Source organism: Streptomyces diversicolor (assembly GCF_057537855.1).
This window is the reverse complement of the sequence record NZ_BAAJXA010000001.1, coordinates 359,369-375,185: the sequence shown is the minus strand read 5'-3', so window position 1 is coordinate 375,185 and position 15,817 is coordinate 359,369. Positions and strand designations below refer to the sequence as shown.

General features: G+C 72.7%; 14 protein-coding genes. 8 read left to right on the top strand and 6 right to left on the bottom strand.

The genetic code is table 11. The annotated features are described in order from the left end of the window. Positions 1-250 precede the first annotated feature (250 nt). Positions 251-1,207: an SCO0930 family lipoprotein gene (locus AC27LF_RS01525; protein WP_479660279.1), complete on the bottom strand. Its 957-nt coding sequence runs from the start codon at positions 1,205-1,207 to the stop codon at positions 251-253. 605 nt (positions 1,208-1,812) lie between these two features. Continuing rightward, the gene (locus AC27LF_RS01520) at positions 1,813-2,148 is read right to left on the bottom strand and encodes a hypothetical protein (RefSeq protein WP_479660206.1); all 336 of its coding nucleotides are present in this window, start codon (positions 2,146-2,148) and stop codon (positions 1,813-1,815) included. Positions 2,149-2,339: 191 nt separating this feature from the next. Between AC27LF_RS01520 and AC27LF_RS01515 the strand changes: the two genes are divergently transcribed. Together AC27LF_RS01515 and AC27LF_RS01510 are read left to right on the top strand one after the other, a co-directional pair. Next, entirely contained in the window at positions 2,340-3,104 is a 765-nt protein-coding gene (locus AC27LF_RS01515) for a bestrophin-like domain (RefSeq protein ID WP_479660205.1), read from the top strand. A gap of 225 nt (positions 3,105-3,329) precedes the next feature. Continuing rightward, the gene (locus AC27LF_RS01510) at positions 3,330-3,890 is read left to right on the top strand and encodes a hypothetical protein (RefSeq protein ID WP_479660204.1); all 561 of its coding nucleotides are present in this window, start codon (positions 3,330-3,332) and stop codon (positions 3,888-3,890) included. A 162-nt stretch (positions 3,891-4,052) separates the two neighbouring features. Here the strand turns inward: AC27LF_RS01510 and AC27LF_RS01505 are convergent, their stop codons facing one another. Further along, complete coding sequence (locus tag AC27LF_RS01505) at positions 4,053-4,727, bottom strand: hypothetical protein (protein WP_479660203.1); 675 nt, start codon at positions 4,725-4,727, stop codon at positions 4,053-4,055. 334 nt (positions 4,728-5,061) lie between these two features. Here AC27LF_RS01505 and AC27LF_RS01500 point away from each other — a divergent pair, with 334 nt between their 5' ends. Next, positions 5,062-5,733, top strand: coding sequence for a class F sortase (locus AC27LF_RS01500; protein WP_479660202.1), 672 nt, complete (start codon positions 5,062-5,064; stop codon positions 5,731-5,733). 23 nt (positions 5,734-5,756) lie between these two features. Here AC27LF_RS01500 and AC27LF_RS01495 read toward each other — a convergent pair whose 3' ends face one another. Beyond that, positions 5,757-6,596: a polysaccharide deacetylase family protein gene (locus AC27LF_RS01495; protein WP_479660201.1), complete on the bottom strand. Its 840-nt coding sequence runs from the start codon at positions 6,594-6,596 to the stop codon at positions 5,757-5,759. Between the two features lie 106 nt (positions 6,597-6,702). Beyond that, complete coding sequence (lysX, locus tag AC27LF_RS01490) at positions 6,703-9,987, bottom strand: bifunctional lysylphosphatidylglycerol synthetase/lysine--tRNA ligase LysX (protein ID WP_487227774.1); 3,285 nt, start codon at positions 9,985-9,987, stop codon at positions 6,703-6,705. A gap of 90 nt (positions 9,988-10,077) precedes the next feature. Between lysX and AC27LF_RS01485 the strand changes: the two genes are divergently transcribed. Next, on the top strand, positions 10,078-10,548 hold the full coding sequence (locus AC27LF_RS01485; protein ID WP_404030841.1) for a universal stress protein: 471 nt from the start codon (positions 10,078-10,080) through the stop codon (positions 10,546-10,548). A gap of 403 nt (positions 10,549-10,951) precedes the next feature. Next, positions 10,952-12,382 (top strand): amino acid permease, encoded by a 1,431-nt coding sequence (locus AC27LF_RS01480; RefSeq protein WP_479657865.1) that lies wholly within the window; start codon positions 10,952-10,954, stop codon positions 12,380-12,382. Here the strand turns inward: AC27LF_RS01480 and AC27LF_RS01475 are convergent. Further along, positions 12,369-13,523 (bottom strand): CapA family protein, encoded by a 1,155-nt coding sequence (locus tag AC27LF_RS01475; RefSeq protein ID WP_479657866.1) that lies wholly within the window; start codon positions 13,521-13,523, stop codon positions 12,369-12,371. The genes AC27LF_RS01480 and AC27LF_RS01475 overlap by 14 nt on opposite strands. 231 nt (positions 13,524-13,754) lie before the next feature. Between AC27LF_RS01475 and AC27LF_RS01470 the strand changes: the two genes are divergently transcribed. The 3 genes from AC27LF_RS01470 (at position 13,755) to AC27LF_RS01460 (ending at position 15,781) form a co-directional block, all read left to right on the top strand. Then, the gene (locus tag AC27LF_RS01470) at positions 13,755-14,303 is read left to right on the top strand and encodes a sigma-70 family RNA polymerase sigma factor (protein WP_479658004.1); all 549 of its coding nucleotides are present in this window, start codon (positions 13,755-13,757) and stop codon (positions 14,301-14,303) included. Positions 14,304-14,437: 134 nt separating this feature from the next. Next, positions 14,438-14,953 carry a hypothetical protein gene (locus tag AC27LF_RS01465; RefSeq protein ID WP_479657867.1) on the top strand — a complete coding sequence of 172 codons (516 nt, stop codon included), beginning with the start codon at positions 14,438-14,440 and terminating at the stop codon, positions 14,951-14,953. A gap of 174 nt (positions 14,954-15,127) precedes the next feature. Further along, on the top strand, positions 15,128-15,781 hold the full coding sequence (locus tag AC27LF_RS01460; RefSeq protein ID WP_479657868.1) for an anti-sigma factor family protein: 654 nt from the start codon (positions 15,128-15,130) through the stop codon (positions 15,779-15,781). Positions 15,782-15,817 lie beyond the last annotated feature (36 nt).

Here is a 15,817-nt window from a genome sequence, read left to right as displayed (position 1 = left end):
ATGGAGCGACCCGAAACGGAAATTGACCATCCGTTCCCGGTCACTGCCTGCGGCACGTGCCGGAACGACGACGCAGCGTGATGAGCGCGCCGTCGCGCAGCGGTCCGCCCCCTCCGTGCGGTGCGAAGGGGGCGGACCCGTGGTCGTGCGCCTGGTGTCGTGCTCGCGGCACTCGCTTGCCGTCGTCCCTCCCTTCCGCGGTGGTCCGATGCTGACTGGGGCGGGGAGATCAACCCTGGGGCGGTGATCCCTACTTGGGCGCGCCGACCGGCTTGCCGTCGGGCGCGACGGCGTACCAGGTGCCGCCCACGCCCTGACCGTTGGTGTCCCCCGGGGCCTCGTCGCCGGCGAAGGTGTAGATCGGCCAGCAGTCGACGGTCATCTGCTTGGCGCCGTCGGACCGGGTGAAGCCCATCAGGCCCTTCTTCTCGACGCCCTTGGTGTCGTCGGCGTCGACCGGAGCGACCGCCGGCCACTTCTCCAGGCAGTCCCCGGTGCAGTTCGAGACGGGCTTGGGCCACGCCTTGTCCTTCATGAAGCGGTAGACCGTCATGCCGTTCTTGTCGACGACGATCTCGCCCAGCTTGGGGTCCTTGCGGGTGGACAGGCCGGGCAGGTTGGACTGGGCCGCCTTCTTGCCGTCGGGGGCGAGCGCGAACCACTTGCCGCCCACGCCCTGGCCGTTGACGTCGCCGACGTTGACGTCCTTCGCGTACCGGTAGGCGGGCCAGCCGCCCACGGTCAGCTGCTTGCTGCCGTCCGCGCGGGTCACCTCGCCGAGCAGTGCCTTGTCGATGCCGGTACCGGCGCTCGCGTCGTCCGCGGGCACCGGCGGCCAGGTCGTGGCGCAGTCGCCGTCGCAGTTCGACTTGGGCGGCTCGGCGGTGTCCTGGTCGAAGCGGTACAGGGTGAGGCCCGAGCCGTCGGTCAGGACCTTGCCCAGCTCGGGGTTGGCGGCGACCGTGAGGGCTCCCGCGGGCGCGGCCGGGGTCGGGGAGCTGGAACTCTGGCTGCCGTCGGCGCCGTAGCCGTTGCCCGCGCCGGTCCCCGTGCCGGCGCCGCCGTATCCGCCCGCCGGGGCCGTGGCCCCGACGTTCTGGGCCGCCGACGAGGGGGTGGTGACATTGTCCTGACCGCACGCCGTCGTCAGTGCCAGCACCGAAGCGGCCGTCGCCACCAGTGAGGCGGCCCGCCACGAGGTCTTCATCGTCAACTCCCCATTGTCGCCTGAATATTGCAGCGCCCGCTGCGCCGCCGCACGACACTGGGTACGGACGCGACGGGCCCCCGTGTTCAACGGCCCAGAAGATTTCTTGCCACCACCCTCCGGCGCAGGACGAGGGCGGCGTCTCCGGGAGCGGGCCCCCTCCGGTGTGGGGGCAGGGGAGGCAGGTGGCGGTGGGCTGGGCGCGGGGCCCGTACCCACGCGCACACCAGCTCTCTGCCGGATCTGCCGCACCGTGCCGTCGGTCGACTGCCGCGGCAACGCGACCGGCCGCGCCCACGCGGCGAAGCCGCACATCGATGCAGCCCCGCGCCCCGAAGGGGCGCGGGGGTCCTGGGGCGTACAAGCGTGCGCGGGGAGCGGGGGGCGGGGGCCCGGTGTTCCAAACCGTCCGAAAGCCGCTTCCCCCCTTCGAGGCAATCCGCGGACTCTGCGGCGTGGCCGGACTCCGCACACCCCATGCTCTCGGTCGTGCATGGACCCGAAGCGACCCGATTCCCGCCCGCGGCACGGGCGTTGGCCCTGGTGACGCTGGTGTGGGCCTTCGTGGGCTGTCCGGCAGGCACGGCCGGGGCCGACGCCTGCGCCTACGCCTCGACGGGCCCGGAGGGCACGGTGGCGGTGGCCGTCGCGGGCGGCTCCTGGCCGATTCCCCCGGGCTGCCCCACGCCCACGCCTCCGCCCACAACCACACCCACGCCCACTCCCACACCCACTCCGACACCGCCGCCACCACCGCCGAAGTCCACGCCACCGAAGCCCACGCCCGAACCGCCGCCACCGCCGAAACCAAAACCGCCGGCCCCGACGCGGCCGGCCCCCACCACGACGCCGAAGCCGACGCCGACGCCGACCCGTACCCCGGCTCCCGCACCCCGCCCGTCGGCCGAACCAGCCCCGCGGTCCTCCGCGACCCCGGTCACCTATCCGCGCCACCGCCCCCGGCCGGCCGGCCCCCCGGCGCCCAACCGGACCTCCCCGGTCACCTACGTCCTGCTCATCGCCATCCCCGCGATCGTCGCCGTCGCCGCGCTGCGTCCCCGCTGACACCGGGACCCCCGGCACCTCGATCCGCCTAGATCCGTTTCGATCCGCTCGTTCCTGGAGGCACCTGTTGTCGGATTGGCTTGTTCTCGTCCTCGCGATGCTGGGCGCGTGCGCCGTGGTGGTCGTCATCACCCTGGTGCGGCACCGGACCGCCGCCGAGGACGACGACCCCAGCGAGACCCCCGACGTCATCGAGTACATGACCATGTGGATCGGCGTCGTCTACGCCATCGTCCTGGGCCTGGCCATCGCCGGGGTCTGGGAGGCACGCAGCGCCGCCCAGGACCATGTGCAGGCGGAGGCCCAGGCGCTGCACGAGATCTCCGAACGGGTCCGGGTCTACCCGCCCGACATCCGCGACGGCATTCGGGCCGATGTCAACGCCTATGTCGGGCACGTCGTCCGCACCGAGTGGAGGACGATGGAGCGCGACGACCGCCTCACCGACACCGGTGCCCGGCTGCTCGACCACATCCGCCGCGACGTCACCGACTACCAGCCGAGGACGGACTTCGAGGCGCAGGCCTACCAACCGCTCGTCGACCAGGTGACGGCGGTGGACCAGGCGCGCAGCGCCCGCGCCGAGTCCACGGGGGCCACGATGCCCGGCGTGGTGTGGTTCGGGCTGCTCTTCGGAGCGGTGGTCACCATCGGCATGGTCTTCGCCCTGCAGATCCGGCGCACCCCGCGGGAACTCGTCCTCGCCGGGCTGTTCTCCGCCACGATCGCGTTCATGCTCTTCTTGATCTGGATCTTCGACTCCCCCTACAGCCGGGGCATGGACGCGACGGCACAGCCGTTCCTGGACCTCTTCCCGAACATCAAGGGTTGAGGGACCGCACCCACCAGGGCGGACCACCGGGGGGCGTGCGCGCCGCACCGCGCACGCCCCCGTCCGCAGCGGGGATTTCGCCCGGACGGCCGACACGGATGACCCGTTCGCGCTACTGGGTTCGCGCACCCGCGCGAACATTCCTAGCGTTCCGGACATCGAGGTGCACGCACGGCGCAGGCGGCAGACGTCCGCGGGCTGCTCCTCGGGGACCGGAGGAAACACATGCGCGCGATACGCGTCGCTTCGGCCGCACTGCTGGGCACCGGCGCCCTCGTCCTGTGCGCCCCGGCCGCCGTGGCGGAGGACGGCGGCGGCCACGGCGTCACGCCGTTCGGTTTCGGGGTCGAACCGTCCACCATCACCGCGGGCAGCACGGTCACCCTGCGCCTGGACCGCAACGACGGCTGCAAGGGCAGCGCCACGGTCGCCTCGGAGGTCTTCGAGACGGTCCGCATCCCGTCGGGGCGGTCGTCGGCCACGACCACGATCGGCCCGGACGTCAGGTCCGGCTCCTCGTACCGGGTGACGTTCAGCTGCGACGGGGCGACCGGCTCGACGAACCTGAAGATCGCACAGGGGCGTGCCGACGGCGGGCCGGCCGTCCGGTCGCCCGGGGACGACGGCCTCACGGGCACGCCGGTCCCGGGCGCGGTGCAGGCCGGCGACGGCGGCAGCATCGCCGGGTTCGACCTCGGGCAGCTCGGCCTGGGCATGGTGCTGACCGCCGGGGCGGTCGCCGCGGCCTGGCGGCTGGCGCACCGCCGCACCGGCGACGGGAGCTGACCGTGCCGCCCGGGCCACGCTCCCGGGCCACGCTCCCGGACCTGCGCCCCGATCCGCCGCGGGATCCTGGGCGAAGGTCCGGCCGCGTGCGCTGCGTTCCGCGCGTGGTGGCCGCCCGGCACGGTGGTCGCCGGGCCAGATCCGCTTCTCGTGCCGGCCGGGTCAGATCCGCTTCTCGTGCCGACGGCGCACCCAGAACACTCCGCCGCCGATCACGCCCGCCGCCACCAGGCCGCCGCCGATGGCCATGTCGGCCGGGGCCGCTCCGGAGGTGACGGAGCCTCCGAGACCGCCGTGGACCGGGCCCGGCCTGATCTCGTTTCCGGGCCGAATGCCCTCGCGGCCGTTGCCAAGGCCCTCACGGCCGAACCCTTCACGACCAAGGCCCTCACGGCCAAGTCCCTCACGGCCAAGACCTTCACGGCCTTCACGGCCGAACCCTTCACGGCCAAGGCCCTCGCGGCCGTTGCCCGGGCGCAAGCCGTTGTTGCCGGGGAAGAAGCCGCCGCCCGGAACGACGAGGCCCGGGCCGACCCCGCCCGGCACGAACCCACCGCCAGGGAAGTAGCCGCCACCAGGAAAGTAGCCGCCGCCGGGAAAGACGCCACCCGGGCCGACTCCGCCCGGAAAGACTCCACCACCCGGAAAGACTCCACCGCCCGGAAGGACGCCGCCCGGCGCGACTCCACCGCCCGGCAGGACTCCGGTGCCGTTGACGCCGCCGGTGTTGCTCGGTCCGCCCCCGTTGCCCACGCCGTCCGCGACGGCCGTGGGGGCGGCGAGCCCGAGGACGGCGACGGCGAGGGCCGTGGCCGCCAGGGCGCGAGTGTTACCCATGTGATCCTCCGCGAGAGGCACCCCGGGACCCGTCCCCGGTCGATCGGCGAAAAAGCACCTCCGGGGTAGACCTTCGGATGAGCGGAACACGCCCGCATGTCGAGAATGCTCCGTCCCGGTGATCAAATACGCGGACCCAAAAGCGCACAATCGGATGTTGTCCCAGGTCACGGACCGTCAGGAAAATTCCTTTCCGCCACACCTCGGATGGCGCACCCAAGGGCGTCCCGGTCACCCGTTCGCCAGCGCCCCCGTCGCCGCCCGTCCGCACGCGACTTAGCGTTCTCGTATGCGTGGATGACGCGGCGTCGGCCGCGCCGAGAGGGGATGGCGAATGTCTGCGTTCGAGCTGTCCGAGCTTCCCGAAGAGGAGGAACGGCGCAGGAAGCGCGCTCCGTGGGGCGTGATAGCACTTGTTCTGCTGACCGGTCTCGCGCTCATCCGGAACGGGTCGGGCGAGTTCGACGTCGGACCGCCGCAGCCCGCGCAGAACGCGGCCGCCGACAGCCCCGTACCCGGCACCGGCTTCGCCGGCGCGGCGGACGCGCTGCCGTTCTCCGCCGCGGAGCGGGTGATGATCCCGGCGATCCGGGTGGACGCCCCGGTCATGCCGGTCGGTCTGGACGCGGACGGCTGGGTGACCGCGCCGCCGCCGGAGGACCCGAACCTGGCCGGCTGGTACACGGGTGCCGTCTCGCCCGGTGAGAAGGGGACGGCCGTCATCGTCGGCCATGTGGACAACACGTCCGGCCCCGCGGTGTTCTACGGACTGGGATCGCTGAAGAAGGGCAACCGGATCGAGGTCCGGCGCAAGGACCGGAAGACGGCGGTCTTCGAGATCTACGGTGTCGAGGTCTTCGCGAAGAACGGCTTCCCCGGCGACCGGGTCTACGGCTCCAAGGGCACGCCCGAACTCCGGGTGATCACCTGCGGAGGCGGGTTCTCCAAGCAGAACGGTTACGACGGGAACGTCGTCGTCTTCGCCCGCCTGGCCGAGGTCCGCTGACGGCGTCCCGGCCGGGCGGCCGCTCAGCCGTAGGGCCGTTGGGGGACGGTCAGGTGGTAGCCGTGGTCCAGCAGCCAGGGCAGATAGCTGCGCAGGGCGCTGACGCTCTGCGCGCGGTTGCCTCCGGCGTCGTGGGAGAGCACCACGACGCCGGGGGCGGCGCCGCGCTCGATCCGGTCGATGATGGTGCGGGTGCCCGGCTCGGTCCAGTCGAGGCTGTCCACCGTCCAGGCCAGCGGCTCCATGCCCATCTCGGCGCCCAGTTGGAAGGCCGCCCGGTTCCAGGCACCGTACGGCGCGCGGAACCAGCGGGGGTGCTCGCCGTAGCCCCTCGCGATGGCCTCGCCGGTGCGTTCCATCTCGGAGCGGATCTGTGCCCGGTTCAGCTCGGTGAGCAGTGGATGGGACCAGGTGTGGTTGCCGACGACATGTCCCTCGTCGGCCATCCTGGCCAGCAGGTGTCCGTTCCGCTCGGCCATCTCGCCGCACACGAAGAACGTCGCGCGGACGTCGTACTTCGCGAGGGTGTCCAGGATGTGCGGGGTGTAGGCGGGGTCGGGGCCGTCGTCGAAGGTCAGCAGCATGCGCCGGCCGGTGCCGGGCATCCGCAGGATCGGCTCGTCGCGCACGGGGGGCCTGGCGGGAAGGGTGCGCGGCGGTCCGTCACCGGTCAGCGGCCGCAGGCGGAACGCGGAGGAGTTGACCGCGGCCCGTGCCCCGGGTCCTGCGGCGGGTGCGCCGGACCGTGCCGGGACGGTGGCCGTGCGGCCGGTCAGGAAGAGGTCGGCGGTGCCGGCCGCCCCCAGGGCAGCGGCGCCGGCCAGCAGCACCCGGCGCCGCGTGAGCATCTGATCCTTCTTCATGACTCATCACTCGCCCGCAGGGCACCGGCGCACCACTCGCTCACGGGTGCCGCGACGGGATTCCACTCGCACGGCGGAGCCGTCCGCGCGCTTGTACGGCCGTGCGTCAGCGGCGGCGGACGAGCGGGAAGGGAAGGGTCTCCCGGATCGTCAGTCCGGTCAGGAACATGATGAGCCGGTCGACTCCGAGGCCGAGTCCCCCGGTCGGCGGCATCGCGTACTCAAGGGCGTCGAGGAAGTCCTCGTCCAGTTCCATCGCCTCCGCGTCTCCCCCGGCGGCCCGCAGCGACTGCGCGGTCAGCCGGCGGCGCTGCTCGACCGGGTCGGTCAGCTCCGAGTAGGCGGTGCCCAGTTCGGTGCCGAAGGCGACGAGGTCCCAGCGCTCGGCGAGCCGCGGGTCGGTGCGGTGCCTGCGGGTCAGCGGGGAGACGTCCACCGGGAAGTCCTTGTAGAAGGTGGGCAGTCGGGTCGGCTCCTCGACCAGCCGCTCGTACATCTCCAGGACGATCGCGGCCGGGCCGGTCGCCGCGGTGTACGGGACGCCCGCGCGGTCGCACAGGCGGTGCAGCACGGGCAGCGGGGTGCCGGCGTCGACCTGTTCGCCGAGCGCCCGGGAGAGCGCGTCGTACACCGTCCTGACCGGCCAGGGCCCGGAGATGTCGTGCTCCTCGCCCTGTCTGCGGACGACGGCGCGGCCGAAGGCGGCGGTGGCGGCGCCCTGCACCAGCTCGCGGGTGAGGTCGAGCATCACGTCGTAGTCGGCGAACGCCTGGTACGCCTCCAGCATCGTGAACTCGGGGTTGTGCTTGTGGGAGACGCCCTCGTTGCGGAAGCAGCGGCCCAGTTCGAAGACCTTCTCCAGGCCGCCGACGCACAGCCGCTTCAGGTACAGCTCGGGGGCGATGCGCAGGGTGAGGGCGAGGTCGTAGGCGTTGCTGTGGGTGGTGAACGGGCGGGCGTCGGCGCCGCCGTGGATCTGCTGCAGCATCGGCGTCTCGACCTCGACGAAGCCGCGGTCGGCGAGGCCCTGGCGCAGCGCCTGGACGACGGCGGCGCGGACGCGGATCACCCGGCGGGCGTCGGGGCTCGTCACCAGATCGAGGTGGCGCATGCGGACCCGGGCCTCGGGGTCGGTCAGGCCGCGGCGCTTGTCGGGCAGCGGACGCAGACACTTCCCGGTGAGCCGCCAGGCGGTGACGAACACGGTCGGTTCGCCCGTGTCGCTGGATCCGGCGCGCCCGGTGGCGGTGATGTGGTCGCCGATGTCGGTGTCGGCGGTGAACCGGTGAAGGGCCGGTCCGGTGCCGGAACGGGTGAGGGCGAGCTGATGGTCGCCCGACCAGTCGCGCAGCACCACGAAGACGATGCCGCCGAAGTCACGGACCAGCATGATCCGGCCGGCGACCGTCACCTCCTCGCCGTCCCGGACGTCGGCGAGGGCCCGGGTCGGCGGTGGCACGCCCACCGGGTAGGGGTCGGTGCCGGCCGCGTACAGCCGGTCGAGCGTGCGGCGGCGGACGCGGACCTGTTCGGGCGGGCCCGCGTCCGGCGCGGCACGGCCGGTCGCGCCGCCGCTGCCGGCGCCCGGGCCGGGGCCGGGCCGCGGGTGCGGCGGCGCCCCGCCGGTCGCGGGCCGTTCGGCGGCGGGGCGGGTCCTGCCCCACAGCTTGTGCAGCGACGGTACGGCGACGAAGCCCTCGGCGATGCCGGAGGCCAGGCCGATACGGGCGAGCGAGGCGGCCTCGCCGTAGCAGAGGAAGCGCGGATACCACTCGGGGCGGTACTTGGCGTTGGAGCGGTACAGGGCCTCCAGCTGCCACCAGCGGGAGAAGAACAGCAGCATGCGCCGCCACAGCCGCAGCACGGGCCCGGCGCCGATGCGGGCGCCCTCCTCGAAGACCGAGCGGAACACCGCGAAGTTCAGGGAGATCCGGCGCACGCCCAGCCTGGGGGCCGCCGCGCACAGTGAGGCGACCATGAACTCCATGACGCCGTTGGGGGCGCCGCGGTCGCGGCGCATCAGGTCGAGGGAGACGCCGTCGGTGCCCCACGGCACGAAGGAGAGCAGGGCGAGCAGCCGGCCGTCCGCGCCGTGCGCCTCGACGAGGAGGCAGTCGCCGTCCGCCGGGTCGCCGAGCCGGTCCAGGGCCATGGAGAAGCCGCGTTCGGTCTCGGTGTCCCGCCAGGCGTCCGCCCGGTCGACGATCTCCCCCATTTCGGCCACGGTCAGGGCCGAGTGGCGGCGGATGCGGCAGGTGGCCCCGGTGCGGCGGACGCGGTGCACGGCCTGGCGGGTGACGCGCATGTCGCGGCCGTCGAGGTCGAAGCCGGGCACGCGCAGGATCGCCTCGTCGCCGAGTTGCAGCGCGCCGAGCCCGGCACGCGTGTACGCGGTGGCGCCGGACTCGGACGCACCCATCACGGCGGGCACCCAGGCGTGCCGGCGGGCCGTGCCGAGCCAGGCGGCGATGGCGTGCGGCCATGCCTCGCGGTCGCCGACGGGGTCGCCGCCGGCCAGGCAGACCCCGGCCTCGACGCGGTAGGTGACGGCCGCTTTGCCGCTGGGCGAGAAGACGACGGCCTTGTCGCGCCGGGTGGCGAAGTAGCCGAGGGAGTCGTCCTCGCCGTGGGCCCGGAGCAGGGTGCGGATACGGGCCTCCTCGTCGCCGTGCAGGGCCGCTTCGAGGCGCTGCGAACGGAACAGCGCGGCGGCGGCGTTGAGCAGGGCGAGCGCGCCGAACAGGCCCAGCAGGAAGGTGACAGGGCGGGGCGGGCGGCCGTCGAAGGCCGTGCCGGAGACCAGTCCGCCGCAGACCCGGGCGGCGGCCCAGGCCAGGTGCTGGCCGGGCGGCAGGGTGCCGGGGAACAGCGCGACCAGGCCCCAGCCGAGCAGGGTCGCCGCGGCGAGCCCGGCCAGCAGGACGCCGAGCGCCCGCCACACGGCGCCGCGCCGGGATGCCGCGTAGAACTCCCCGCGGGCCACGACCAGCACGATCAGCGCGAGCCCGCACACCACAAGGGACGGGACGGACTCGGCGTACAGGCCGACCGCGAGGCCCAGTACGTCGGTGAGGACGACCAGGCCGAGGTAGACCACGACCAGCCACCAGGCGACCCGCTTGCGGGCTGCGGTCGCGGCGGCCAGCAGGAACAGGAACACGGCGTACGCGAGGTTCGCGCTGACCGGGACGATCAGCAGGTCGAGGGCGCGGACCAGCGGGCGGAGCAGGACACGCAGCGGCGCGCTGAACGCCAGGAGGGCGCAGAGCAGGGCGAGGGCGCCGAAGAAGGCGGCGAAGCCCTCGGGCACCCGGCCGGAAAAGCGGTCCGCGGGCGGCGGTGCCGGGCCCGTGGCGTCCTTCCCCTGGGCGGCCTCCGCGGTGGCACTCATGGTTCCGACTGTAGGAACCGCGGGGGCCACCCGCCCGTCGAGGGCTCCCGGAGGGGAGCGGGACCTGCGGTTTCCGATAGCCTCACGGCCGTGACGGAACAGCACGAGCAGCATGCGCACAGGTTCGAGCGGGGCACGGACGGGCCGAAGGTCATCGTGGCCGGTTTGGACGGCTCCGAGTCCTCGCTGCGGGCCGCCGCCTATGCCGCCGGTCTGGCCCGGCGGCAGCACGCGCTGCTCGCCGTCGTCTATGTGCAGCCGGTGCTGGCCGCGGGGGCCGCGCTCGGGGCGCCGGTGGCGGAGACGACGGACGAGATCGCCGAGGACCTCGTCACCCACATCCGTGAGTCCGCCGAGCAGGTCAAGGGGATATTCGATGTGCGCTGGGAGTTCCACACGTTCCGTGGCGATCCCTACAGCGGGCTGGTGAAGGCGGCCGACGAGCTGAAGGCCGACGCGGTCGTGGTCGGCGCGTCCGAGCAGGCGGGCCACCGCATCATCGGCTCGGTGGCCATCCGCCTGGTGAAGGCGGGCCGCTGGCCGGTAACGGTCGTCCCCTGACCGCCCCGCCCAAGTCAGCACCGACACCCTCCGACGAACGCGACACGGGGACGTCGACCGCGGCCAGAGGCCGCCGCACGAGCCCACGACGGCCCGACCGGGCGGCCCGCGCGACCCTCCCGCTGCCCGAGGCCGGACCGGGCCAGGCGACGGCCACGCAACGACCCGACCACGACCGCCCCAGCACCCCCACCGGGCCGGCCACCGTCACCGGCCGGCCACAGGCACTCGGCCCCCTCTGTCTGCATGCGACCCGGCGACCGGGGCAGTACGCCGGTGACGGACGCGGTGGTCGGGGGTGCGGTGGGGGAGGGGATTTTTGCGTGGTGTCTTTTGCGGGGCGTGGGTGTGGGCCATCATGATCCGCCGTCAGCCGTTCGCCGTAGGTGAAGAGGTGAGGCACATGGCCAAGATCCGGCCGGGTGAGGGCATTCTCCGCCGCAAACCCATCGAGCACATCGAGGACACCGAGAGCGCCGAGGGCCCCCGGCTGGCCAGATCGCTCGGCCTGTGGCAGCTCACCGCGATCGGCGTGGGCGGCATCATCGGCGCGGGCATCTTCACCCTGGCCGGCACGGTGGCCAACGGCGTCGCGGGTCCCGCGGTGGTCGTCTCCTTCCTCATCGCCGGTCTCGCCAGCGCCGCGGCGGCCCTGTCGTACGCCGAGTTCGCCGGGCTGATCCCGAAGGCGGGCTCCGCCTACACCTACGGCTACGCGGTGCTCGGCGAGTTCGCCGGCTGGTTCATCGGCTGGGACCTGCTGCTGGAGTACACAGCGATCGTCGCGGTGGTCGCCATCGGCATCTCCGGCTACTTCAGCTTCCTGGTCGAGGAGATGGGCGCGAACCTGCCGGCCTGGATGCTGGGGGCGCCCGGCACCGGGGCCGGACACCGGGTGGATCTGTTCGCCGCGCTGCTGTGCCTGCTCATCGCCTGGCTGCTCACCCTCGGCATCCGCAGCGCGGCCCGCTTCGAGACCATCGTGGTGGGGCTGAAGGTGCTGGTGGTGCTGCTGGTGATCGGTGTGGGCGTCTTCCACATCACCACCGCCAACTACCACCCGTTCTTCCCGTACGGCGTCGGCGGGGCGTTCACCGGAGCGGCCACCGTGTTCTTCGCGGTCTTCGGCTACGACGCCATGTCCACGGCCGCCGAGGAGTCCAAGGACGCGCAGCGGCACATGCCGAGGGCGATCGTCTACTCGCTCGCGATCTCCATGGTGCTGTACGTGGCGGCCTGCCTGGTGCTGACCGGCATGCAGAACTACCGGCACATCGACAAGGCGAGCGGCTTCTCCACGGCGTTCAAGTCGGTGGGCCTGAGCGGGCTGGCGGACGTGATCGCGGTGGGCGCGATCATCGGCATCCTCACCGTGATGTTCACGTTCATGCTGGGCGTGACCCGGGTGTGGTTCTCCATGTCGCGGGACGGTCTGCTGCCCAAGTGGTTCGCGAAGACGCACCCGACGCGGCATGTGCCGACGCGGGTGACCTGGATCGTCGGGGTGGCCTCGGCCGCCATCGCCGGGTTCCTGCCGATCGGCGAGGCGGCCGAACTGACCAACATCGGCATCCTGCTGGCGTTCGTGGTGGTGTGCACGGCGGTGATCGTGCTGCGCTACCGGCAGCCGGATCTGCCGCGCACCTTCCGTACGCCGTGGATGCCGTTCGTACCGGCGCTGGGCGTCGTCTTCTCGATCTGGCTGATCACGTTCCTGCAGTGGCAGACCTGGGTGCGGTTCGCGGTGTGGTTCGTGGTCGGGGTGGTCGTCTACTTCGGGTACTCCTACCGGCGCTCCGCGCTCGCCGGGGCGGGGCGGGTCACTCCCCCATGACCAGGCCGTCCTTGGCGGCGCCGCGGGCGAGCACCACGTCCCGGATCCGGTCGCGCACGTCGGTCAGCTCGGCGCCGTCGGCGATGGCCGCGTTGAGGTCGACCACGCGGCCCGCGTCGAGGTCGTACAGTTGCGGGACGAACTCGGCGCGGGTCACCTCCCAGCGGGCGCCGGGCCGGGCGGGCGGGGAGAAGGTGAAGCGGGCGAGCGTGGATTGGTTGCCGCGCGGGTCCTGGACGCCCTGCCGGTTGTACATCTCGCCGGCGATCTGATCGCCCATGCCGTACACGACCCAGGTCCCGTTGACCTTCTCGTACGCCTGCGGGACATGGGCGTGGGTGCCGATGATCAGGTCCACGTCGGGGCGGCCGGCCGTGCGCGAGGCGGTGAGCCGCTTGGCGAGGGCGAGCTGCCGGTCGTCGGGGTCGTCCTGCCACTCGGTGCCCCAGTGCAGGGACACGACGACCACGTCCGCGCCCTGCTTGCGGGCGGCGCGGGCGTCGGCCACGATCCGGGCCTCCTCGATCAGGTTGACGGCCCAGGGCTGCCCGGCCGGCGGCGCGAAGCCGTTGGTGTCGTAGGTGTACGCCAGGTGCGCGACCCGCGCCGGGCCGGCCCGCATCAGGGTGACCGCGCGGGCCTCCCCCTCGGTGCGCGCCGTTCCGGAGTGCCGCAGGCCCGCCCGGTCCATGGCGTCCAGGGTGCGGGCGATGCCCGCGGCGCCGTCGTCCAGGGCGTGGTTGGAGGCGGTGGAGCAGGCGTCGTAGCCGGTGGCGGCGAGGCTGGGGGCGATCTGCGGCGGGGACTTGAAGGCGGGGTAACCGGTGTAGTCGCCGTTCGCGCCGTAGACGGTCTCCATGTGACACAGCGCCAGATCGGCGCGGTTGACGACCGGTTGGACGCCGGCGAGCATCGGGCGGAAGTCGTAACCGGCGCCGCCCGCGTCGAAGTGGGCCCGCTCGATCACGGAGGTGTGCGGCAGGACGTCGCCGGAGGCGACGAGGGTGAAGCCGCGGGCCGTCGCCGTCGGCGCCGGGTGTGCGGGCGCGGACGGCTGTTTGCGGGCCTCGGCCGAGCAGGCGGCGGCCGCCGTGAGGAGTACGGTCAGGGCCAGGGCGACCTGGCGTCTGCGTGCGATCATCGGCTCATCCCGGATGGTCTCGATATCACCGTCACATTCGTATTTACAGACAAATGAGTACGAAGATGACGGCCGCCCCAAACGACCCGATGGTCCTCTTTAACCCGTCCGGTGTCGGTGACGGGCCGTGACCGACCGTTCGCCGAACCGTTCGCCGACGCGATCGACCGTCCGTCGCAGATCCCGGTGCGCACCCTGTCCCGGCGGCGGACCCTGCGCTGCCATATGGCCATGACGGCCGGAACCACCCTTGACCACGGGACGACGACCGCCGAGCACGAGCTGGCCGCGCTGCAACGCGAGCACGGCCGACCGCTCTTCGCGCTGCTGCTGCGGCTGTGCGACGGGGACCGGCAACGCGCCGAGGACCTGGTGCAGGAGACCTTCGTACGCGCCTGGCAGCACCCCGAGGCGCTGCGCGCCGACGCCTTCGACTCGGTACGGCCTTGGCTGCTGACCGTGGGCCGGCGGCTCGCGATCGACGCGCGGCGGGCCCGGCAGGCGCGACCGCCGGAGGTCGGCGACGCGATCCTGGAGAACGCGCGGGTGTGCGCCGACCACGCCGAGCGGTCGGCCGCCGCCCTGGATGTCCGCGAGGCTGTGAAGACACTCACTCCGGAACACCGTGACGTACTGGTGCTCGTGTATTTCCAAGGGGCGAGTGTTGCGGAAGCCGCGAAAACGCTGGGCATCCCACCCGGTACGGTGAAGTCCCGCGCGTACTACGCGCTGCGCGCCCTGCGCCGGGTTCTGCCGGGATACGCGCCCGACCTGCGGTGAAACCGGGTCCTGGGTCAAACCTCGGTAAAGCGCCTTGCTGCGGACCCTGTTGGAGCAATCAGCTGTCTTCATCCGTGTTCCGGACCGGGGCGGGGTCCGGGCGACGCGCACGTACCGGAGGAAGGCAGGACGGGATGCTGCACAGAGGTCAAGAGAGCACGGACGGCACCGGCGGCGGCGCGCTGACCGTCCCGGTGGCCTGGTTCTACGCCGAGTACATCGCCGACGAACTGCTGCGGACCGGCGATCTGATGCCACCCACGTCCTTCGAGTTCCGGGCCGGCCGGGACGCGCTGGCGCTGACCGTCTTCCTGTCCGACACCGACGGCGAACTCTCCGGCATCCGGGTCGTCACCCAGCTGGAGACCTGGCTGTCGCTGACGGCGTACGACCAGCCCTGGCAGGACTGGGTGCGCGAGCGCATGGCCCAGCTCGGCACCGCGGCGCTCGCCTCCGGCACCCCCGCGCCGGACCTGGACCTCGCCGCGGCGGCCTGGCGCTGGCTCCAGGAGACCGAACTGCTCGCCCCCGACCTGGACGCGGTGCCGGGCGGCGGCCCGGTGGTCGGCGAGGACGACGGGCCGAAGGTGTGGACACCCGCCTGGCGGCTCGGGCTGCCCCTCGGCCACCTCGCCATCCACCTTTTCTGAGCTTCTTCTGAGCTTCTTCGCCGAAGGACCAATCCGGCGGCCGGACCGCTCCGAATCCCTTGGTTGGCCCTGGGGCGGCGATTGTGGACGTGGCTTGAGTGATTCGGCTGTCCGGTGCGTACCGGTGGGTGCACGCAGTCACCCCACCCGCACCCAACGGCACGAGGATTCGGCATGAGGTCCCTGGAAAGGCATCGCGACGTCGGCGCTTACGCGCTCGGCGTGCTGGACGAGGCGGAGACCTTCCGTTTCGAGGACCACCTCATGGAGTGCCCCAGCTGCGCGGCACACGTGACCGAATTCGGCCCTGCGGCACGGCAGTTGATGCTGTACCGGCGGGCCACCCCGCGTCTTGTGCACCCCCTGGCCCAGCCGGGGCCCCGGATGCTCGACCGGCTGCTCGCCGAGGTCGTGGCACGCCACCGGGCGCGCCGCCGGCGCCTGCTGTACGGGCTGGCCGCGTCCGTGGTGTTCGCCGTCGCCGGTCCCTGGATCGCCGTCTACGCCGGGCACGGTACGGCGTCCGTACGGGTCACGGCGACGACCGATCCGGACTCCGGTGTGTGGGCGCAGGTGACCAGCGAGGGCGAGGCGTACGGCACCGAGGTCGAGCTGAAGGTCAGGGACGGGGCGGGCCCGCGTTCCTGCCGCCTGGTGGCGGTCGGCGAGGACGGCACCGAACAGATCCTCACCAGCTGGTTGGTGCCCGACCATGACACCGGCACCAACACCCTCCGGGGCGCCTCCGCGCTGCACCCGGAGGAGATCGACCACTACGAGGTCCGCACCACCACAGGAGACCACCTGGTGACCTTGAAGTCCCCCTGACCCCAATCGCCCCGAAAGGGGCGCGGGGCTGTATCG

Bases quoted from the DNA above. Each gene is read 5' to 3' on its own strand.
- AC27LF_RS01525 (WP_479660279.1), bottom strand. From the start codon at position 1,207: ATGAAGACCTCGTGGCGGGCCGCCTCACTGGTGGCGACGGCCGCTTCG.
- AC27LF_RS01510 (WP_479660204.1), top strand. From the start codon at position 3,330: ATGCGCGCGATACGCGTCGCTTCGGCCGCACTGCTGGGCACCGGCGCC.
- AC27LF_RS01505 (WP_479660203.1), bottom strand. From the start codon at position 4,727: ATGGGTAACACTCGCGCCCTGGCGGCCACGGCCCTCGCCGTCGCCGTC.
- AC27LF_RS01500 (WP_479660202.1), top strand. From the start codon at position 5,062: ATGTCTGCGTTCGAGCTGTCCGAGCTTCCCGAAGAGGAGGAACGGCGC.
- AC27LF_RS01495 (WP_479660201.1), bottom strand. From the start codon at position 6,596: ATGAAGAAGGATCAGATGCTCACGCGGCGCCGGGTGCTGCTGGCCGGC.
- lysX (WP_487227774.1), bottom strand. From the start codon at position 9,987: ATGAGTGCCACCGCGGAGGCCGCCCAGGGGAAGGACGCCACGGGCCCG.
- AC27LF_RS01480 (WP_479657865.1), top strand. From the start codon at position 10,952: ATGGCCAAGATCCGGCCGGGTGAGGGCATTCTCCGCCGCAAACCCATC.
- AC27LF_RS01475 (WP_479657866.1), bottom strand. From the start codon at position 13,523: ATGATCGCACGCAGACGCCAGGTCGCCCTGGCCCTGACCGTACTCCTC.
- AC27LF_RS01470 (WP_479658004.1), top strand. From the start codon at position 13,755: ATGACGGCCGGAACCACCCTTGACCACGGGACGACGACCGCCGAGCAC.
- AC27LF_RS01465 (WP_479657867.1), top strand. From the start codon at position 14,438: ATGCTGCACAGAGGTCAAGAGAGCACGGACGGCACCGGCGGCGGCGCG.
- AC27LF_RS01460 (WP_479657868.1), top strand. From the start codon at position 15,128: ATGAGGTCCCTGGAAAGGCATCGCGACGTCGGCGCTTACGCGCTCGGC.